This window comes from bacterium (assembly GCA_013360215.1).
Lineage (GTDB): Bacteria > CLD3 > CLD3 > SB21 > SB21 > JABWCP01.
This window is the reverse complement of sequence record JABWCP010000016.1, coordinates 1-14,994: the sequence shown is the minus strand read 5'-3', so window position 1 is coordinate 14,994 and position 14,994 is coordinate 1. Positions and strand designations below refer to the sequence as shown.

17 protein-coding genes and 1 pseudogene are annotated in these 14,994 nt (G+C 43.2%); 14 read left to right on the top strand and 4 right to left on the bottom strand.

All coding sequences use genetic code 11. The annotated features are described in order from the left end of the window. Positions 1-17: 17 nt before the first annotated feature. The 4 genes from HUU58_10700 to HUU58_10685 form a co-directional block, all read right to left on the bottom strand. A complete protein-coding gene (locus tag HUU58_10700; protein ID NUN46139.1) occupies positions 18-626 on the bottom strand; it encodes an HAD family phosphatase in 609 nt (202 codons plus the stop codon). Next, positions 623-1,555 carry a hypothetical protein gene (locus HUU58_10695; GenBank protein NUN46138.1) on the bottom strand — a complete coding sequence of 311 codons (933 nt, stop codon included), beginning with the start codon at positions 1,553-1,555 and terminating at the stop codon, positions 623-625. Before HUU58_10695 ends, HUU58_10700 begins: the two co-directional genes overlap by 4 nt. Positions 1,556-1,559: 4 nt before the next feature. Beyond that, a complete protein-coding gene (locus tag HUU58_10690) occupies positions 1,560-2,009 on the bottom strand; it encodes a MarR family transcriptional regulator (protein ID NUN46137.1) in 450 nt (149 codons plus the stop codon). Positions 2,010-2,102: 93 nt separating this feature from the next. Next, entirely contained in the window at positions 2,103-2,687 is a 585-nt protein-coding gene (locus HUU58_10685) for a YceI family protein (GenBank protein ID NUN46136.1), read from the bottom strand. A gap of 414 nt (positions 2,688-3,101) precedes the next feature. On the opposite strand from HUU58_10685, the gene HUU58_10680 reads away from it, so the two are divergent. The 14 genes and pseudogenes from HUU58_10680 to tsf form a co-directional block, all read left to right on the top strand. After that, a complete protein-coding gene (locus HUU58_10680; GenBank protein ID NUN46135.1) occupies positions 3,102-5,561 on the top strand; it encodes a heavy metal translocating P-type ATPase metal-binding domain-containing protein in 2,460 nt (819 codons plus the stop codon). Next, positions 5,558-5,740: a cbb3-type cytochrome oxidase assembly protein CcoS gene (ccoS, locus tag HUU58_10675; protein NUN46134.1), complete on the top strand. Its 183-nt coding sequence runs from the start codon at positions 5,558-5,560 to the stop codon at positions 5,738-5,740. The genes HUU58_10680 and ccoS overlap by 4 nt, the downstream gene beginning before the upstream one ends. Positions 5,741-5,745: 5 nt before the next feature. Further along, a complete protein-coding gene (gene ccoN / locus HUU58_10670; protein NUN46133.1) occupies positions 5,746-7,899 on the top strand; it encodes a cytochrome-c oxidase, cbb3-type subunit I in 2,154 nt (717 codons plus the stop codon). Beyond that, positions 7,899-8,102, top strand: a complete 204-nt coding sequence (locus HUU58_10665; protein ID NUN46132.1) for a cbb3-type cytochrome c oxidase subunit 3 — start codon at positions 7,899-7,901, stop codon at positions 8,100-8,102. The genes ccoN and HUU58_10665 overlap by 1 nt, the downstream gene beginning before the upstream one ends. Next, a pseudogene (locus tag HUU58_10660) lies at positions 8,050-8,280 on the top strand (cytochrome C oxidase subunit III). Before HUU58_10665 ends, HUU58_10660 begins: the two are co-directional and overlap by 53 nt. Further along, positions 8,191-8,769, top strand: a complete 579-nt coding sequence (locus tag HUU58_10655; GenBank protein ID NUN46131.1) for a c-type cytochrome — start codon at positions 8,191-8,193, stop codon at positions 8,767-8,769. Before HUU58_10660 ends, HUU58_10655 begins: the two are co-directional and overlap by 90 nt. Positions 8,770-8,793: 24 nt before the next feature. Then, positions 8,794-10,224, top strand: coding sequence for a cytochrome c oxidase accessory protein CcoG (gene ccoG, locus HUU58_10650; GenBank protein ID NUN46130.1), 1,431 nt, complete (start codon positions 8,794-8,796; stop codon positions 10,222-10,224). A gap of 11 nt (positions 10,225-10,235) precedes the next feature. Further along, a complete protein-coding gene (locus HUU58_10645) occupies positions 10,236-10,682 on the top strand; it encodes a FixH family protein (GenBank protein NUN46129.1) in 447 nt (148 codons plus the stop codon). 18 nt (positions 10,683-10,700) lie between these two features. Then, complete coding sequence (locus HUU58_10640) at positions 10,701-11,417, top strand: sulfite exporter TauE/SafE family protein (GenBank protein ID NUN46128.1); 717 nt, start codon at positions 10,701-10,703, stop codon at positions 11,415-11,417. A gap of 7 nt (positions 11,418-11,424) precedes the next feature. After that, a complete protein-coding gene (gene thiH / locus HUU58_10635; GenBank protein ID NUN46127.1) occupies positions 11,425-12,504 on the top strand; it encodes a 2-iminoacetate synthase ThiH in 1,080 nt (359 codons plus the stop codon). Between the two features lie 244 nt (positions 12,505-12,748). Beyond that, positions 12,749-13,165 (top strand): 50S ribosomal protein L13, encoded by a 417-nt coding sequence (rplM, locus tag HUU58_10630; protein ID NUN46126.1) that lies wholly within the window; start codon positions 12,749-12,751, stop codon positions 13,163-13,165. A gap of 19 nt (positions 13,166-13,184) precedes the next feature. After that, entirely contained in the window at positions 13,185-13,574 is a 390-nt protein-coding gene (gene rpsI, locus HUU58_10625; protein NUN46125.1) for a 30S ribosomal protein S9, read from the top strand. A gap of 209 nt (positions 13,575-13,783) precedes the next feature. Beyond that, positions 13,784-14,626 (top strand): 30S ribosomal protein S2, encoded by an 843-nt coding sequence (gene rpsB / locus HUU58_10620; GenBank protein ID NUN46124.1) that lies wholly within the window; start codon positions 13,784-13,786, stop codon positions 14,624-14,626. Positions 14,627-14,676: 50 nt separating this feature from the next. Continuing rightward, positions 14,677-14,994 (top strand): translation elongation factor Ts (gene tsf / locus HUU58_10615; protein NUN46123.1); only part of this gene is annotated, 318 nt, incomplete at its 3' end.

The following is a 14,994-nucleotide window of genomic DNA, read 5'->3' as shown; positions in this document are numbered from 1 at the left end:
GATTGAACCCCTCTTTTCTATTTTAATATGATAACATTAAATATTTGTAGATTTTTTATCAAGGCGTCGTGCCCGGTATAATGTATAGTCTGCCAACCTAAGTCCGTAGCGCCAACTAGATTTTTCGCAATATCATCAATAAAAATTATTTCTTCAGAGTGAAGGCTCATACCGACAATGGCTTTTTCAAAGATTTGTCGAGCGGGTTTCATCGCACCAACTTCGTATGATAGTATTAGTTTGTCAAATTCTTTGGTAAAATCATACGTGTTGCAGATATAATCGAAATGAAGTGTGTTTGTATTGGAAATCAAACCTAAAGTATAGTGTGGTTTCAACCGATAAAGCAGTTCAATGTTATTATGGATGGGGGTAAAAATTTCAGTCCACAAAGAATGAAGTTCATTGTTTGTTCCTCGAAATCTCAAACTCAATTTTAGTTTTTCAAGGAACTCTTTTGAATCTAATTGCCCACATTCAAATGCAATGGCTATGTCGCTGGCTGTGCAACGATAAATGATTTCAGTGATTTTGAGTTCAGACTTGCGAGAAATATGTTCAGCCGCAGTATTCCAATCAAAATCTACAAGTACTTTTCCAAGATCAAAAAAAATAGCTCGTATCATTTAAGGCCCAACAATTCACGATAGGTGGAGTCCGCATTGGTATTTTTAGTCCAATAGTCTGTTTTAATGGTGTGTGTCCTGATGCCAATGGAGTGCAGTTTCTTGGCTTTTTCCCCAAAACCATCCATATAAATTCCTTCAAACGAAGTAATCTCGTGAGGCCACGCTTTTTTGAAGTTGATGATGAGTGTACGATCGTAGGATGTATATTCGATTTTGTATGAAATGATTGGACCTGTTTGTCCGCGATCATCGGGTAACTCCTGAATCGAGGCTTCAGCCGTTTCCACACCCAGACGACGGTGTAAAAATCGTGATTGGGTAAGTCCCGGGATTATTCGAATACGGCCGGTAGGCAAAGCGGTCGGGCCAAGGCGCCCCTTAGTCCACAATGCATCTTCAAGCCAGGCAGGTTCAAGAGGATATGATTCGTCGCCTTCATTTTCGAAGTATGAATAACTCTGTACGTTAAATTGATTGTTACGATGATTGATTTGAGTAAATACAAGACCGCACCACTCTTGGACGGAACCGGTGATTTTGATAGGGTAGCGGTAGCGAGATGTATCAAGCGGCATAAATGCGGAAACCATCGGTGAATAGCTGTATATGCCGGTATTAAAATTTGAAACAAAATTAAGCTTCAAAATGGGGATTGAATGCGCCTTCGAATCGGGTGTATAATTTTCTAATTTGACTTGTTTTTCGGTGAGAAAATCCTCCGTGACAAAAATTAAAATTGCATTTCCCTTACGTAATTCGCCATAGCGGGCTTGCGTGAGTTCATAACGTGTAATTTCAGCCTGCCCTTGATACCAATAGGAACTAAATTCGTGTGAGGGGGTAAAAGGTTGTTCTGTAATAGGCGATGACTGTTTGACGGAGCAAGCTGAGAAATTAAATAGACATAAGAGAATAAAAAAACGCATGATTTTACTTTCTCAATTTATCCATGATGCTATTAACCAATTGCGCATCTTTTTCGTCAAGATGAGTAATCAGGCTTTCAAATTGTTCAGCTAAGGGATCAATCTGAGCAAGCAGGTCAAGGCCTTTTTGTGTTATGACGACATCAACCTGACGACGATCTTTCGGACAAGTAGTTCGCGTAACCCATTTTTTATGTAATAATCGTGAAACCAAACGTGACACATCCGAACTTTGATCAATCATGCGTTCTTTGATCAAAAGAATCGAAGCCGCATGGGGATATTGGCCGCGTAAGATACTTAAGGCATTCCATTGAGTAAATGAAATGCCAAACGGTTTCAGTAATTTTTGTTGCTCGACCATAAGCCAGTGATGGTGGTAGGCGATATTAGCTAAAAGCTTATGGTATTCGTTACGAAATTTCTTTTGATGTATTCGCTCTTCGATACGCATGGTATTAATGTAAAAAAACTATGAGTGATATTAAATAAAAAAGAGGCGACGAACCGAAGTTGCGTCGCCTCTTATATAAGGGGAAAAGGGGGTTTATTTCTTTTTTACCATTTCGAGGTTAATGGTAATATCAACATTTTCTCCTACGACAAGTCCACCTGTTTCCATTGCGGCATTCCATTTGAGGCCGTAATCAAAACGATTGACGGTGCCATTGATTTTCCAGCCGGATTTGGTATTGCCCCACGGATCTTTGATCTCGCCGCGATACACAGCGTCTAATTCCACGGTTTTAGTGGTACCACGCATAGTGAGATCGCCGGTTATTTTAAACGTGTTTTTACCGGTTTTTTTGAATGATTTGCTTGCAAATGTAATGTCAGCAAATTTGTCGGCCGCAAAAAAATCGTCAGCTTTAAGGTGTGCATCGCGTTTTTCGATTCCCGTATTGATACTGTTGACTTTGATGGTCATCGTAGCGGTAGCATCAGAAAAATCTTCTTTGCTGTAACCTAGGGTTGCATCAAATTCTTTGAAATAGCCTTGTACATCGGAAACAACAAGGTGGGAAACTGTGAAAAGAACATTGGAGTGAGAAACATCAACACCCCAATTGGACTGTGCAAATGCGCTTACATTGATAAGCAATGCGGCGGCAAAAACCATCATGCGATTCATCTGGTAACTCCTGTTTATGTTTAGAACGGTTAAGTGGATTATGAACTAATTAGGTTAATATATGTTATAACACCTAATGTTGCAACATTTATTTTTAAAATTTATTCCAACCAAAATTGATTAACTCTAAAAAACATCTGAAATCATGTATTATATAAATGGTATTAAATCAGGAATGTAGTTTATTTTAATTGTTTAAATTTATTTAAATATAAATAAAACTTCATCTTATGATAATTAATCTAATGAAAAAACGATATTGCCTGATAAAAGTCATACTTAAAGATGATTCACATCTTTGAGAAGGAATTGTAAAAAAATTATAATTAGTTATCAGAAATTCTGACAGAGGATTCCTTTATCCTCATTGTAATTTCGAAACCGTCTAACAAAAAAATGTCTAACTCACCGTCTATGGCAGAAACAACTATTCAATCCAAGCAAACGTGTATTCATTGTGGTGATATTTGCGATACGGACACAGTCCAAATCAGCGGAAAAACATTTTGCTGCCAAGGATGCCAATGGGTTTATCAAATTTTGCACGAGCATGATCTGGGGGAATATTACGATCTTAAAGACGGCGCGCGCTCCCTTCCTAAAGCCAAAGTTAATGTTAAATATGAATTTCTGGATATACCTGAGTTACGGAGTTCATTTATACAGTTCGAACATGATCATCGTGTTCGTGTAACGTTATTTTTACCGCAAATTCATTGTAGCGCATGCATCTGGCTTTTGGAACATCTGCATAAAATGGAATCCGGTATACAATCGGTACGTGTAGATTTCCTACGTAAGGAAGCTTATATCCTATTTGATGATCGATTGACATCATTGCGGCAGATAGCGGAAAGGCTTGCTTCGATAGGTTATGAACCCGATTTTTCAAGGCACGATAAAGCTGGGGCTACAGCACCTGCCGTCGAGCGTCATCTATATATCAAGTTAGGTATAGCCGGTTTTTGTTTTGGTAACATTATGTTGCTGGCATTACCCGACTACCTTGCCGGCGGGCAGATCGAGGCGCCACTGAGGGATTATTTTAGATATTTAAGCATCGTGGTAGCGCTGCCGTTACTATATGCCGTGAGCGGTTTTTTTTCGTCAGCATTTAATGCGCTAAAAGAAAAAACGATCACGATGGACGTACCGATTTCGATCGGTATAACGACGTTGATCGTTCGCAGCCTTTGGGATATCACCCACGGATTCGGCTCCGGTTATTTGGATTCGCTGGCAGGGCTTACTTTTTTTCTTTTGATAGGAAAAATATTTCAGAAAAAAACATTTTATACGTTGTCGTTTGAACGCAATCTGAAATCCTATTTTCCGCTTGCGGTACAGAAAAAAACAGGCGATTCCGCCATAGTGATACCGATCGAACAGGTGCGGGTTGGAGATGTGTTAATTGTTCGTTATCAGGAGCTCATACCGGCGGATAGCGTATTGATCAATGGGATTGCGACGATTGATTATAGTTTTGTTACCGGGGAAAGTATACCTGTATCGGTGATGCAGGGTGATAAAATTTTTGCCGGAGGGCGTCAAACCGGTTCCGCTATCGAAGTGGAAGTGGTCAAAGAAGTATCACAAAGTTATTTGCAACAGTTGTGGAATCAAGAAGCCTTCACGGGTTCATCGGAAAGTCGAATTCAGAATATTTCCAATACGGTGGCCAAGTATTTTACGGCGGCCGTATTAACAATCGCCGTTATGACGGGCGTGTATTGGTATGCGACCGATCCGGCCATGTTGATTGACACGGTGACTTCGGTTCTGATTGTTTCCTGCGGGTGCGGTTTACCTCTCTCCATTCCCTTTACATTTGGCACCGCATTGCGCGTACTGTCGGAGCAGCAACTTTATATTAAAAACTATCATGTCGTAGAAAACCTAGCAGCGATCAATACGATCGTTTTTGACAAAACAGGAACGTTGACTAAGTCGCAAAGTTCATCGGTTTCGTTTGAAGGAAGCCCGTTGACCAAAGAACAGCAAGCTATTATTGCTGCCGTAGTTCGTAATTCTACACACCCGCTTAGCCGTGCAGTATATGACCATCTGGATCACGTTGAAACGTATGTCGTTGATCGGTATGAAGAAATATCAGGTAAAGGAATTACAGCAACCGTACATGGTCATCATGTGAAAATCGGTTCCTTGGCATGGCTAGAAGGGTTACCGTCGGCAGAAAACTCCCCATTTTACAGTGATGCGCAACGCAGTCAGGTGCATATTGTGATTGATGGATCGCTTTTGGGGTGTTTTACAATTTTATCAGAATTTCGAGAAGGCACAGAATACCTGAGCAAAGTCATACCGAAGGACTATCAACTTTTCGTACTCTCCGGAGACAGTGACCGTGAAAAAAATCGGCTAGAGCAATTGTTTACCAACCGTGCGGTAATGCTTTTTAGGCAATTACCGATAGATAAACTACAATTTATTCGGCAGCAGCAGGTGTCCGGACGTCGTGTTTTGATGATTGGCGACGGACTCAATGATGCCGGAGCGCTCAAGCAGAGCGATGTGGGCGTAGCGATTGCCGAAAACACGGCTGCGTTCACGCCGAGTTCCGATGCGATCATGGATGTTAAAGCGCTGCCACAGTTAGCGCGTTTTTTAATTTTTGCTAGACAAACCAAAAAAACAGTGTACGCGGCGTTCGGACTCACACTACTATATAACCTTGTGGCTGTTACTTTAGCTGTGCAAGGTCTTTTGGCGCCGGTAGCTGCGGCAGTGATCATGCCTATTTCAGCAATCTCCGTGGTAGCCTTCACGGTTATAGCCGTTCGATGGATAGCAAGAAAAAATCAACTTTTAAAAACGGTACCGGAGGTACCGATATCTTCATTAAGAAACGTATGAACATATTAGTTGTACTTATCGCCGTCAGCCTGATGCTGGCGTTTGGTTTTTTGGCTGCATTTTTATGGGCCATGAACAGGGGACAGTATGAAGATACGCATACACCCGCGATGCGCATGCTATTAGACGAAAATCAAAATCACATAACCTCAAACCCTTCATCATCCACGGAGAATTAAACGTCATGGAAAAGACATCCGTAGCGCATGAACCGCAGGTGGCAGGTCGGCTCGAACAATTTGAGTACGACAATGGTATCGTGCGGAAGTTTGCTATCGCATCTGTTATTTTCGGTATTGTCGGTATGCTGGTCGGCGTGATCATTGCCATCCAGCTTTATATGCCGGCGCTTAACCTGAATATCCCTTGGTTGACATTTGGACGCATCAGGCCGCTGCATACCAATGCGGTTATATTTGCGTTTGTCGGTAACGGGATTTTTATGGGTCTCTACTATTCGCTGCAGCGACTTTGCAAAGCAAGGCTTTTCAGCGATACGTTGAGTAATATTCACTTTTGGGGGTGGCAGCTGATCATCGTTTCGGCCGCAATCACCTTGCCGCTTGGTATTACCAGCGGTAAAGAATATGCAGAATTAGAATGGCCGATCGATATCGCCATTGCACTCGTGTGGATCGTATTTGGTATCAATATGTTCGGTACGATCATCAAGCGCCGCGAACGCCACATGTATGTCGCGATTTGGTTTTATATCGCCACATGGGTAACGGTCACTATGTTGCATGTCGTCAATTCGCTGGCCATTCCCGCAGGATGGTTCAAGAGTTATTCGGTGTTTGCCGGCGTGCAGGATGCGCTGGTACAGTGGTGGTACGGCCATAATGCCGTAGCGTTTTTCCTTACGACGCCGTATCTCGGATTGATGTATTATTTTATGCCCAAGGCGGCTAATCGTCCTGTGTACTCGTATCGTCTTTCGATCATTCACTTTTGGGCATTGATCTTTTTATATATCTGGGCAGGCCCGCACCATTTGCTTTATAGTGCGCTTCCGGATTGGGCTCAATCGTTGGGTTCTGTTTTTTCGATCATGCTCATTGCACCGAGTTGGGGCGGTATGATCAATGGTCTTCTTACGTTACGTGGCGTTTGGGATAAAGTACGTGAAGAACCGGTGATCAAATTTATGGTGGTTGCTGTGACCGCTTATGGTATGGCAACATTTGAAGGTCCGATGCTTTCAATAAAAAATGTCAATGCGCTTAGCCACTTTACGGATTGGACGATCGCGCACGTACATATCGGCGCACTCGGATGGAACGGGTTCCTGACTTTCGGTATTTTATACTGGCTTGTACCCAAAATGTGGAATACCACATTGTACTCTAAAAAATTAGCCAACGCGCATTTTTGGTTAGGATTTCTCGGTATAGTGTTTTACGCGGTACCGATGTATTGGGCCGGTATTACGCAAGGTCTGATGTGGAAACAATTCACACCGGAAGGTACACTACAATATTTTAATTTTCTTGAAACGGTAACGCAGATCATCCCGATGTACGTGATTCGTTCGATCGGCGGTACGATGTTCTTTGCATCCATGTTTATCATGGTTTACAATCTCATCAAAACGGCGAAACAAGGTCAGTTTGTTGCCGACGAAAAAGCGGAAGCGCCGGCATTGACTAAAGAATATGTGCAACATGGCCAATCGTATTATCATCGCCTTATCGAACGCAAGCCTTTACCGTTTATCGTTTTAACGCTGATCGCCGTTGCTATCGGCGGTATTTTGGAAATCGTTCCTACGTTTGCAGTGGAATCCAATATTCCGACTATTGCCAGTGTCAAACCCTATTCACCGCTGGAATTACAAGGGCGTGATATTTATATCCGTGAAGGATGTTATACTTGCCACTCGCAGCTTGTGCGTCCTTTCCGTTCCGAAACGGAACGCTATGGCGAATACTCCAAAGCCGGCGAATACGTCTATGATCACCCGTTCCAATGGGGCTCAAAACGTACAGGTCCGGATTTGCATCGCGTCGGCGGCAAATACACGAATTCATGGCATTATAGTCACATGATGGATCCCAGAGCTATTTCACCGGGTTCGATCATGCCGGCCTACCCGTGGCTTTTTGAAAATAGTCTCGATATATCAACGACAGAAAAGAAAATTTCGGCCATGCAGATCGTAGGTGTGCCGTATGAAAAAGGATATGAGAAGGTAGCCAATAATGATTTGAGAGCGCAAGCAACGGCTGTTGCAGGCGACTTGACACAAAACGGATTTCCCACGACACCGGATAAAGAAATCGTTGCCTTGATCGCGTATTTGCAACGATTGGGAACCGATATCAAGGTGAAACAATAATGTTACGTCGCATTTTGGAAAACGCAGGCGGTCTGGAAATATGGCCGACCATAGCGCTCGTGATCTTCTTCGTTTTTTTTGTGGGTCTGATCGCGTGGCTTGTGCGTATAGATAAGCGGCATCTGCACCATATGGAAACGATGCCGCTCGATGGCGAAGAAATCGCTGTATCAAACAACGGATACAAACACGGAGGAAAATAATATGGCTGAAGTCAAAGATGAATTGCTTGATCATGATTATGACGGCATTCGCGAATACGATAATCCACTCCCGCCCTGGTGGGTCAATATGTTTTACATCACGATCGTTTGGGCTGTCATCTACTTGATATTTTATCATGTTTTGGAAATAGGCGATCGCTCGGTGGATGAATACAAAAAAGAATTTGATAATACATGGACCAAAGAAATGGATCCTAATTATCAAAAAGCTGATGTGCTTGGTACCGGTTACAAAGGCCCGTATTATTATAAGCCAACCGACCCGACCAATAAAGGCGTTGTAGCCTTTATGCCGGCCGCCGAAAAACCGAAAGAAGAAGAACTTACTAAAGAGTTTACGGCTCTAACCGATGCCGCAAGCCTCGGTAAAGGCAAAGAGATTTTCACCGTTAACTGTGTACCTTGTCACGGTAAACTGGGCGAAGGTGGTATCGGGCCTAATCTGACGGACGATTATTGGATTCACGGCGCGGGTATCAATAATGTCGTGCGAACGGCTTGGAAAGGTGTTCCCGAAAAAGGAATGATTTCTTGGAAACAACTCGGTGAAAAAAATGTGCTTTTGGTTTCCAGTTATATTCTAACACTACGGGGTACCAATCCACCGAATGCTAAAGCGCCGCAAGGTGATCTGGTCAAACAATAAAAAGAAAGTTGATTACGCGGTATTATGGCTGAGATAAAAGAGGAATTAGCGCAGATTAAGAATGCGGACGGTGAAACGTATCGAGACCGTATAGGAATTATTGATAAAAAAGGTGCACGTATTTGGATTTACCCAAAGCTTGTCGCCGGAGCATTTCATCATTGGCGAGTGATCGTTTCGATCATTCTACTCGTCGTGCTTTTTGGCGTACCGTTTATCAAAGTAGATGGCCATCCTTTTATCATGCTCAATATACTGGAGCGAAAATTCATACTATTTGGTTTAGCCTTTTGGCCGCAAGATTTTTATCTTTTTGCGCTCACGTTTCTTTCCATCGTCATATTTATCGTCCTTTTTACTGCCGTATTTGGGCGTATTTGGTGCGGTTGGGCATGTCCCCAAACGATTTTTATGGAAATGGTTTTTAGAAAAATCGAATTCTGGATTGAAGGTGACGGACCCAAACAATACGCATTGGATCAAGCGCCATGGAATGCCGACAAAATCCTCAAGAAAACATTTAAGCATATTATCTTTTTTGCGATTTCGTGGGTTATCGGTAACACCTTGCTCGCGTATATTATCGGTGTTGATGAGTTATTCAAAATCATCAACGATCCGATCGGGATGCACGTCAACGGTTTTACGGCGATGACGATTTTTAGTCTGATATTCTATGGTATCTTTTCCCGTTTTCGCGAACAAGCTTGCATCTATGTTTGTCCCTATGGCCGCCTGCAGTCCGTATTACTGGATAAAAATTCCATCGGTGTCATGTATGATTTTCAGCGTGGTGAACCCCGAGGAAAACTAAAAAAAGGGAATACCGATGGTGAAAACTTGGGTGACTGTATTGATTGTAAATTATGCGTACAGGTATGCCCGACAGGAATTGATATTCGTAATGGCACACAGATGGAATGCGTTAACTGTACGGCATGTATGGATGCTTGCGACTCCGTCATGGAAAAAATCAAGCGGCCTAAAAACCTCATCCGCTACGGCTCATATAATCTTATTTCGCAAAAATTACCTTTCAAAATTACGCCGCGTATTGTTTTGTATTCGGCGGTCCTCACTGTATTGATTACAGTGACGTCTGTTTTCCTTTTCAAACGTAAAGATATTCAAACAACGATTTTACGCGCGAAAGGACCGATCTTCCAACTTATGGAGAATGGTGATATACGGAATGTGTATACAGCCAAAGTGCTCAATAAGACATTTGATGCGATGCAAATTGAGTTTAAACTTGAAGGTGTGGAAGGTAATATTGCACTGATCGGTACCCATGAATTGCGGTTGCATCCGGACGAATTGGTAGAGTCTACGTTTTTAGTAGATATTCCGCGTAAGTCAATCCGTACGATGAATACTAGAATTAAAATAGGTGTATATAAAGACGGAATGAAAGTTTCAACCGAAGAAACTTCGTTTGTGTCACCAATGCAGTGAAAGGAAGAGGTATGTCATTATTTAAAAACTGGGGATTCCGAATCACTGTGCTCTATGTTGGTTTTGCGCTTCTCATTCTTGGAATGGTATTTGTTTCCTCCATGAGTCGTGAGGATTTAGTAAGTACCAACTATTACGACAATGAGATTGCTTATGAAAAGCGAATTCAAGCGATCAAACGTACGAAGAAGTTGGAACAAAAACCGACATGGAATATTTCCGAGCGTGCGATGACAGTAGTTTTTCCTGAGCCAATCTCACAAATCACAGGCGGCACACTGACCTTGTATCGTGCATCGGATGCCGATCGGGATATCGTCGTACCTTTGAAGCTTGACAGCCTACGATCGCAAGCGATAGATTTACAAAAAGCATTACCCGGGATGTGGCGTGCAAAGCTAGAATGGAAATCGGAAAATAATGATTATTATCTTGAAGATGTAATTTACATCGAATAAATCGGCGAGTCGCTTATTATGTTTGAAATATACTCAGCATTATTGGTGGGTGTACTTGGAAGTTTCCACTGTATCGGCATGTGTGGTCCATTGGCATTAGCGATACCACAACGTGATCGTCGGTGGTTTATGCTGGTAAGATCAGCTTTGCTGTACAATGGCGGCCGAGCTTTTACATATGCCATGATGGGTTTGGTTGTAGGGGCAGTTGGTGCGACGCTGCAGACCGTTGGGCTCCAACAAGGATTATCTATTGGGCTTGGTGTGGCCATTTTGTTAGCGCTTTTTCTGCCGAATTCGATCAAACAAAAAATATGGCCGGACTCATCGCTCCAGGGCGGTTGGACAGCGATGCGGAGATGGTTTGGTCAAGTTCTGCGTGATCCCAATCCTACATCACTCCTCACACTGGGTTTACTCAACGGGTTTTTACCGTGTGGATTGGTCTACATAGCGCTCGGAGGTGCTATGGCCACAGGTCATGCGTGGGAAGGTGCGTTGTATATGGCATTATTCGGATTGGGCACGTTGCCGGCAATGACCGCTGTTGCAATTTTTGGTCAATTCATTACCACCACAACGCGCCAGAAAATCACTAGATTGATTCCTGTCGTAGTAGGTGGCGTGGCTGTTTTATTGATTCTCAGGGGGCTGTCTCTTGGTATCCCGTATATCAGTCCGGATATGCACGCCGTGGCTGCCGGTAGTAGCGAATCCTGTTGTTCCAAACATTAATCTTACTATGTCTTTTTATTCGCGTTGGCAATCTTATCGCTGGCCTGTAGTAGAGAATCTTTTAGACACACGAACAAAAAAATCGGTAGAAAATATCCTTGCCGATGCGTCTGATATTAAATTTCCCGAAGACGTTATAACTCTGCTTTCTCCGGCCTCCGACGCATATCGTCATGTAATAGCTCAACAAGCTAAACAGCAAATCCATCGCCCGATTCATTTGTACACCCCGCTTTATCTGTCAAATTATTGTCACAACAGTTGTACGTATTGTGGATTTCGTGTAGAAAATAAAATTCAACGCGTTGTGCTCAATCAAGCACAGATCGAAAAAGAATTACAAGCGATAGCGGCGACGGGTGTTCGTCGTGTGCTATTGGTCACAGGCGAAGAGCGTCGATTTGCAGGCGTAACCTATATTGCGGAGGCTGTGCGTATAGCCAAAACATTATTTGACCATGTACGGATCGAGGTACAACCGTTGAATACGGATGACTACGCTTTACTCCGCGAAGCCGGGTGTGAAGGGGTTTATATATATCAAGAAACGTATCATGAGACTAACTACCGTCTATATCATCCGCGCGGAATGAAGTCGCATTTCTGCCATCGGCTTGAAACACCGGATCGCATTGCGATGTCGGGGATTTCGAAAATCGGATTAGGTGTTTTGCTCGGGCTTGAGAACTGGCGTGTGGATGCGTTTTTTTTAGCCATGCATGCGGCGTATCTCAAAGAAGCGTATCCCAAGTTGCAAATCACTATTTCATTTCCGCGTATTCGACCTGCTGTCGGTGTGCAAAATAAAGCCTCCGATGTATTTGAGAGTGATTTGCATTATTTGATTGCGGTATTTCGATGGATCAATCCGGATTGGGATATAGCGATGTCGACGCGCGAATCACCCGATTTTCGCAATCGCACATTGAAGCTTGGCGTAACCTCGATCAGTGTCGGCTCTAAAACACAACCGGGTGGTTACTTGAAAAATGATACAACCGAACTGGAACAGTTTGCCGTGCATGATAACCGTTCCGCTGAAACAATGCGCAGTTTTTTAGAAAAGAATGTTCGAATGTATGATTGAACAAATACGGCATTAAAAAATCGGCTGATAGATCGTTGTTTAAAAGGGGTTTAGAGCAAAGGATGCGAATGACAAAAACGGTCTTTATCGCATGAATAATAATCAATTACTTTTTTATTAAAAACTTCTTGCATTGTCTTAGGTCGTTTATTATATTGCGTCCCCTAAAATGCGTAAGTTATAATATTTTTATACATTTAGGCTCTAAGGAGTTTATACCGTGAAAGTTTCGAACAAGACATTGATGCCCAAGGCCGACCAAATCAAACAGAAGTGGTTCGTCGTGGATGCTGCTGACCAAACACTGGGTCGCTTTGCCAGCCGTGTAGCGTCAATTCTCAAAGGCAAAAACAAAGCGTATTATGCGCCGCATATGGATTGCGGAGATTTTGTGGTCGTAGTGAATGCGGACAAAGTTCGCTTGACCGGCAAAAAAACAAAAATCAAAGAATACATTCATAATACGATGTATCCCGGCGGACAACGAATCACTAAGTTTGAAGATATGATTCGCACCAAACCGGAACGCGTTGTGTATTTGGCCGTGCATGGCATGCTGCCCAAAAACACGCTCGGCGCTAAAATGATAAAGAAGCTGAAAATTTATGCGGGCGAAAAACATCCGCATTCAGCTCAGAATCCTGAAACGTTAAAATTTTAATTTATAAACAGGAGTGACCATGAGCGCACCATTAGCAGCTGTTGGCCGCCGCAAGACCGCGACCGCACGAGTTCGCCTCGTACCCGGCAACGGCAAGGTGACGATCAACCATCGCGACATCAAAGATTATTTTCCCCGCGGATCGCATCAGATTCACGTGACCGAACCTTTGACGGTAGTCGAAGCCGGTTCCAAATATGATGTGATTGCTTTGACCCGTGGCGGCGGACCGAGTGGTCAAGCCGGCGCGATTCGTCTTGGTATCGCGCGTGCCCTCGTAAAAATCGATGAAGAGATGAAAAAAGCTCTGAAACCCATCGGTGCGATGAGCCGCGATCCCCGTATGAAAGAACGTCGTAAATACGGTTTGGCTAAGGCTCGTAAGCGTTACCAGTTCAGCAAACGTTAATTCGTTAATCGAAAAAGTGGTGTCGGTCATACGCGCTATGTGTGTGACCGACTTCTTTTATATTTTTAAACAAAGCACTGAATGAATCATGCAGTGCGTATTTTCAAACAATCACACTTTCTGATTTGAACGAGGGTGCCCCGCTGCTACCGGCGGAGTTTCGCTCAAAAGCGACGAAAGTGGTCGTTTAACCCTGTAAGGAGTTTCTCATGTCTGAAGTCCAAGTCTCATTTGATCCCAAAAAGAAAACGGAAGAACTTTTAGCGGCCGGCGTACACTTTGGTCACTTGACCCGCCGTTGGAATCCCAAAATGAAGCCGTATATTTTCATGGAAAAGAACGGTATTCACATTTTGGATTTGCGTAAAACGGTCCATTCACTGGAAGGTGCTTGCAAAGCGCTGGCAAAAATTGTTGCCAACGGTGAACGTGTTCTTTTTGTCGGAACCAAAAAACAAGCTAAAGAAATCGTTCAAAATGAAGCCAAACGCGCCAATTCCTTCTTTGTGACGGAACGCTGGTTGGGCGGTATGCTCACCAATTTCTCGACAATTCGTAAAAGCATCAAGCACATGAAGAATATCGAGAAAAAAGAAATTGACGGTACGTTTGAAAAGATTACTAAAAAAGAACGCCTCATGTTGGAGCGCGAAAAAGCCAAACTTAAGATTGTGCTCGGCGGTATCGAAGATATGAAACAATTACCGGGTGCGGTATTTGTCGTGGATGTTAAAAAAGAACACATCGCCGTCAAAGAAGCCAATGTGCTCGGAATTCCCGTATTTGCTATCGTGGATACCAATTGCGATCCGGATACAGTTCAGCACGTAATTCCAGGTAACGATGACGCGACCAAATCCATCGAAGCGATCACCAAAACTATAGCCGATGCCGTTGCGGAAGCCAACCAACACGCCGTAGCTGCTGCTAAAGAAAAAGAAATCGCCGAAGTGGATGAAGAACGGGTCAAAGATGAAACCCGTATGAAGTATGAAGAGACGAATTTCAACAAAAAGCGTCTCGGTAAAAAAGAAGTGAAAAAAGAAGATTAATTCCGTGCACCGGAATTTTACAAACCTCGGAACAGGAGTTTTATAAAAATATGTCAGCTGTAGAAATTAGTGCTTCGGCCGTAATGAAATTACGCGAAGAAACCGGCGCGGGTATGATGGAGTGCAAAAAAGCACTCACTGAAGCCGGCGGGGATGCCGCCAAAGCGGTAGAAATTCTCCGTGAACGCGGTCTCAAAAAATCAGCCGAAAAACAAAGCCGTGTTGCCAATGAAGGTACCGTACTTTCATCGGTCAACGATGCGCGCAATTTTGCGGTCATGGTAGAGATTAACTGCGAAACGGATTTCGTCGCTAAAAATGATGATTTCGTAAAATTTTCCAATAACGTATTGGCGCAAGTGCGTGAT

What these genes read in the sequence shown, in the direction of transcription:
- HUU58_10700 (NUN46139.1), bottom strand. Translation starts at nt 626, where the DNA reads ATGATACGAGCTATTTTTTTTGATCTTGGAAAAGTACTTGTAGATTTT.
- HUU58_10695 (NUN46138.1), bottom strand. Translation starts at nt 1,555, where the DNA reads ATGCGTTTTTTTATTCTCTTATGTCTATTTAATTTCTCAGCTTGCTCC.
- HUU58_10690 (NUN46137.1), bottom strand. Translation starts at nt 2,009, where the DNA reads ATGCGTATCGAAGAGCGAATACATCAAAAGAAATTTCGTAACGAATAC.
- HUU58_10685 (NUN46136.1), bottom strand. Translation starts at nt 2,687, where the DNA reads ATGAATCGCATGATGGTTTTTGCCGCCGCATTGCTTATCAATGTAAGC.
- HUU58_10680 (NUN46135.1), top strand. Translation starts at nt 3,102, where the DNA reads ATGGCAGAAACAACTATTCAATCCAAGCAAACGTGTATTCATTGTGGT.
- ccoS (NUN46134.1), top strand. Translation starts at nt 5,558, where the DNA reads ATGAACATATTAGTTGTACTTATCGCCGTCAGCCTGATGCTGGCGTTT.
- ccoN (NUN46133.1), top strand. Translation starts at nt 5,746, where the DNA reads ATGGAAAAGACATCCGTAGCGCATGAACCGCAGGTGGCAGGTCGGCTC.
- HUU58_10665 (NUN46132.1), top strand. Translation starts at nt 7,899, where the DNA reads ATGTTACGTCGCATTTTGGAAAACGCAGGCGGTCTGGAAATATGGCCG.
- HUU58_10655 (NUN46131.1), top strand. Translation starts at nt 8,191, where the DNA reads ATGTTTTACATCACGATCGTTTGGGCTGTCATCTACTTGATATTTTAT.
- ccoG (NUN46130.1), top strand. Translation starts at nt 8,794, where the DNA reads ATGGCTGAGATAAAAGAGGAATTAGCGCAGATTAAGAATGCGGACGGT.
- HUU58_10645 (NUN46129.1), top strand. Translation starts at nt 10,236, where the DNA reads ATGTCATTATTTAAAAACTGGGGATTCCGAATCACTGTGCTCTATGTT.
- HUU58_10640 (NUN46128.1), top strand. Translation starts at nt 10,701, where the DNA reads ATGTTTGAAATATACTCAGCATTATTGGTGGGTGTACTTGGAAGTTTC.
- thiH (NUN46127.1), top strand. Translation starts at nt 11,425, where the DNA reads ATGTCTTTTTATTCGCGTTGGCAATCTTATCGCTGGCCTGTAGTAGAG.
- rplM (NUN46126.1), top strand. Translation starts at nt 12,749, where the DNA reads ATGCCCAAGGCCGACCAAATCAAACAGAAGTGGTTCGTCGTGGATGCT.
- rpsI (NUN46125.1), top strand. Translation starts at nt 13,185, where the DNA reads ATGAGCGCACCATTAGCAGCTGTTGGCCGCCGCAAGACCGCGACCGCA.
- rpsB (NUN46124.1), top strand. Translation starts at nt 13,784, where the DNA reads ATGTCTGAAGTCCAAGTCTCATTTGATCCCAAAAAGAAAACGGAAGAA.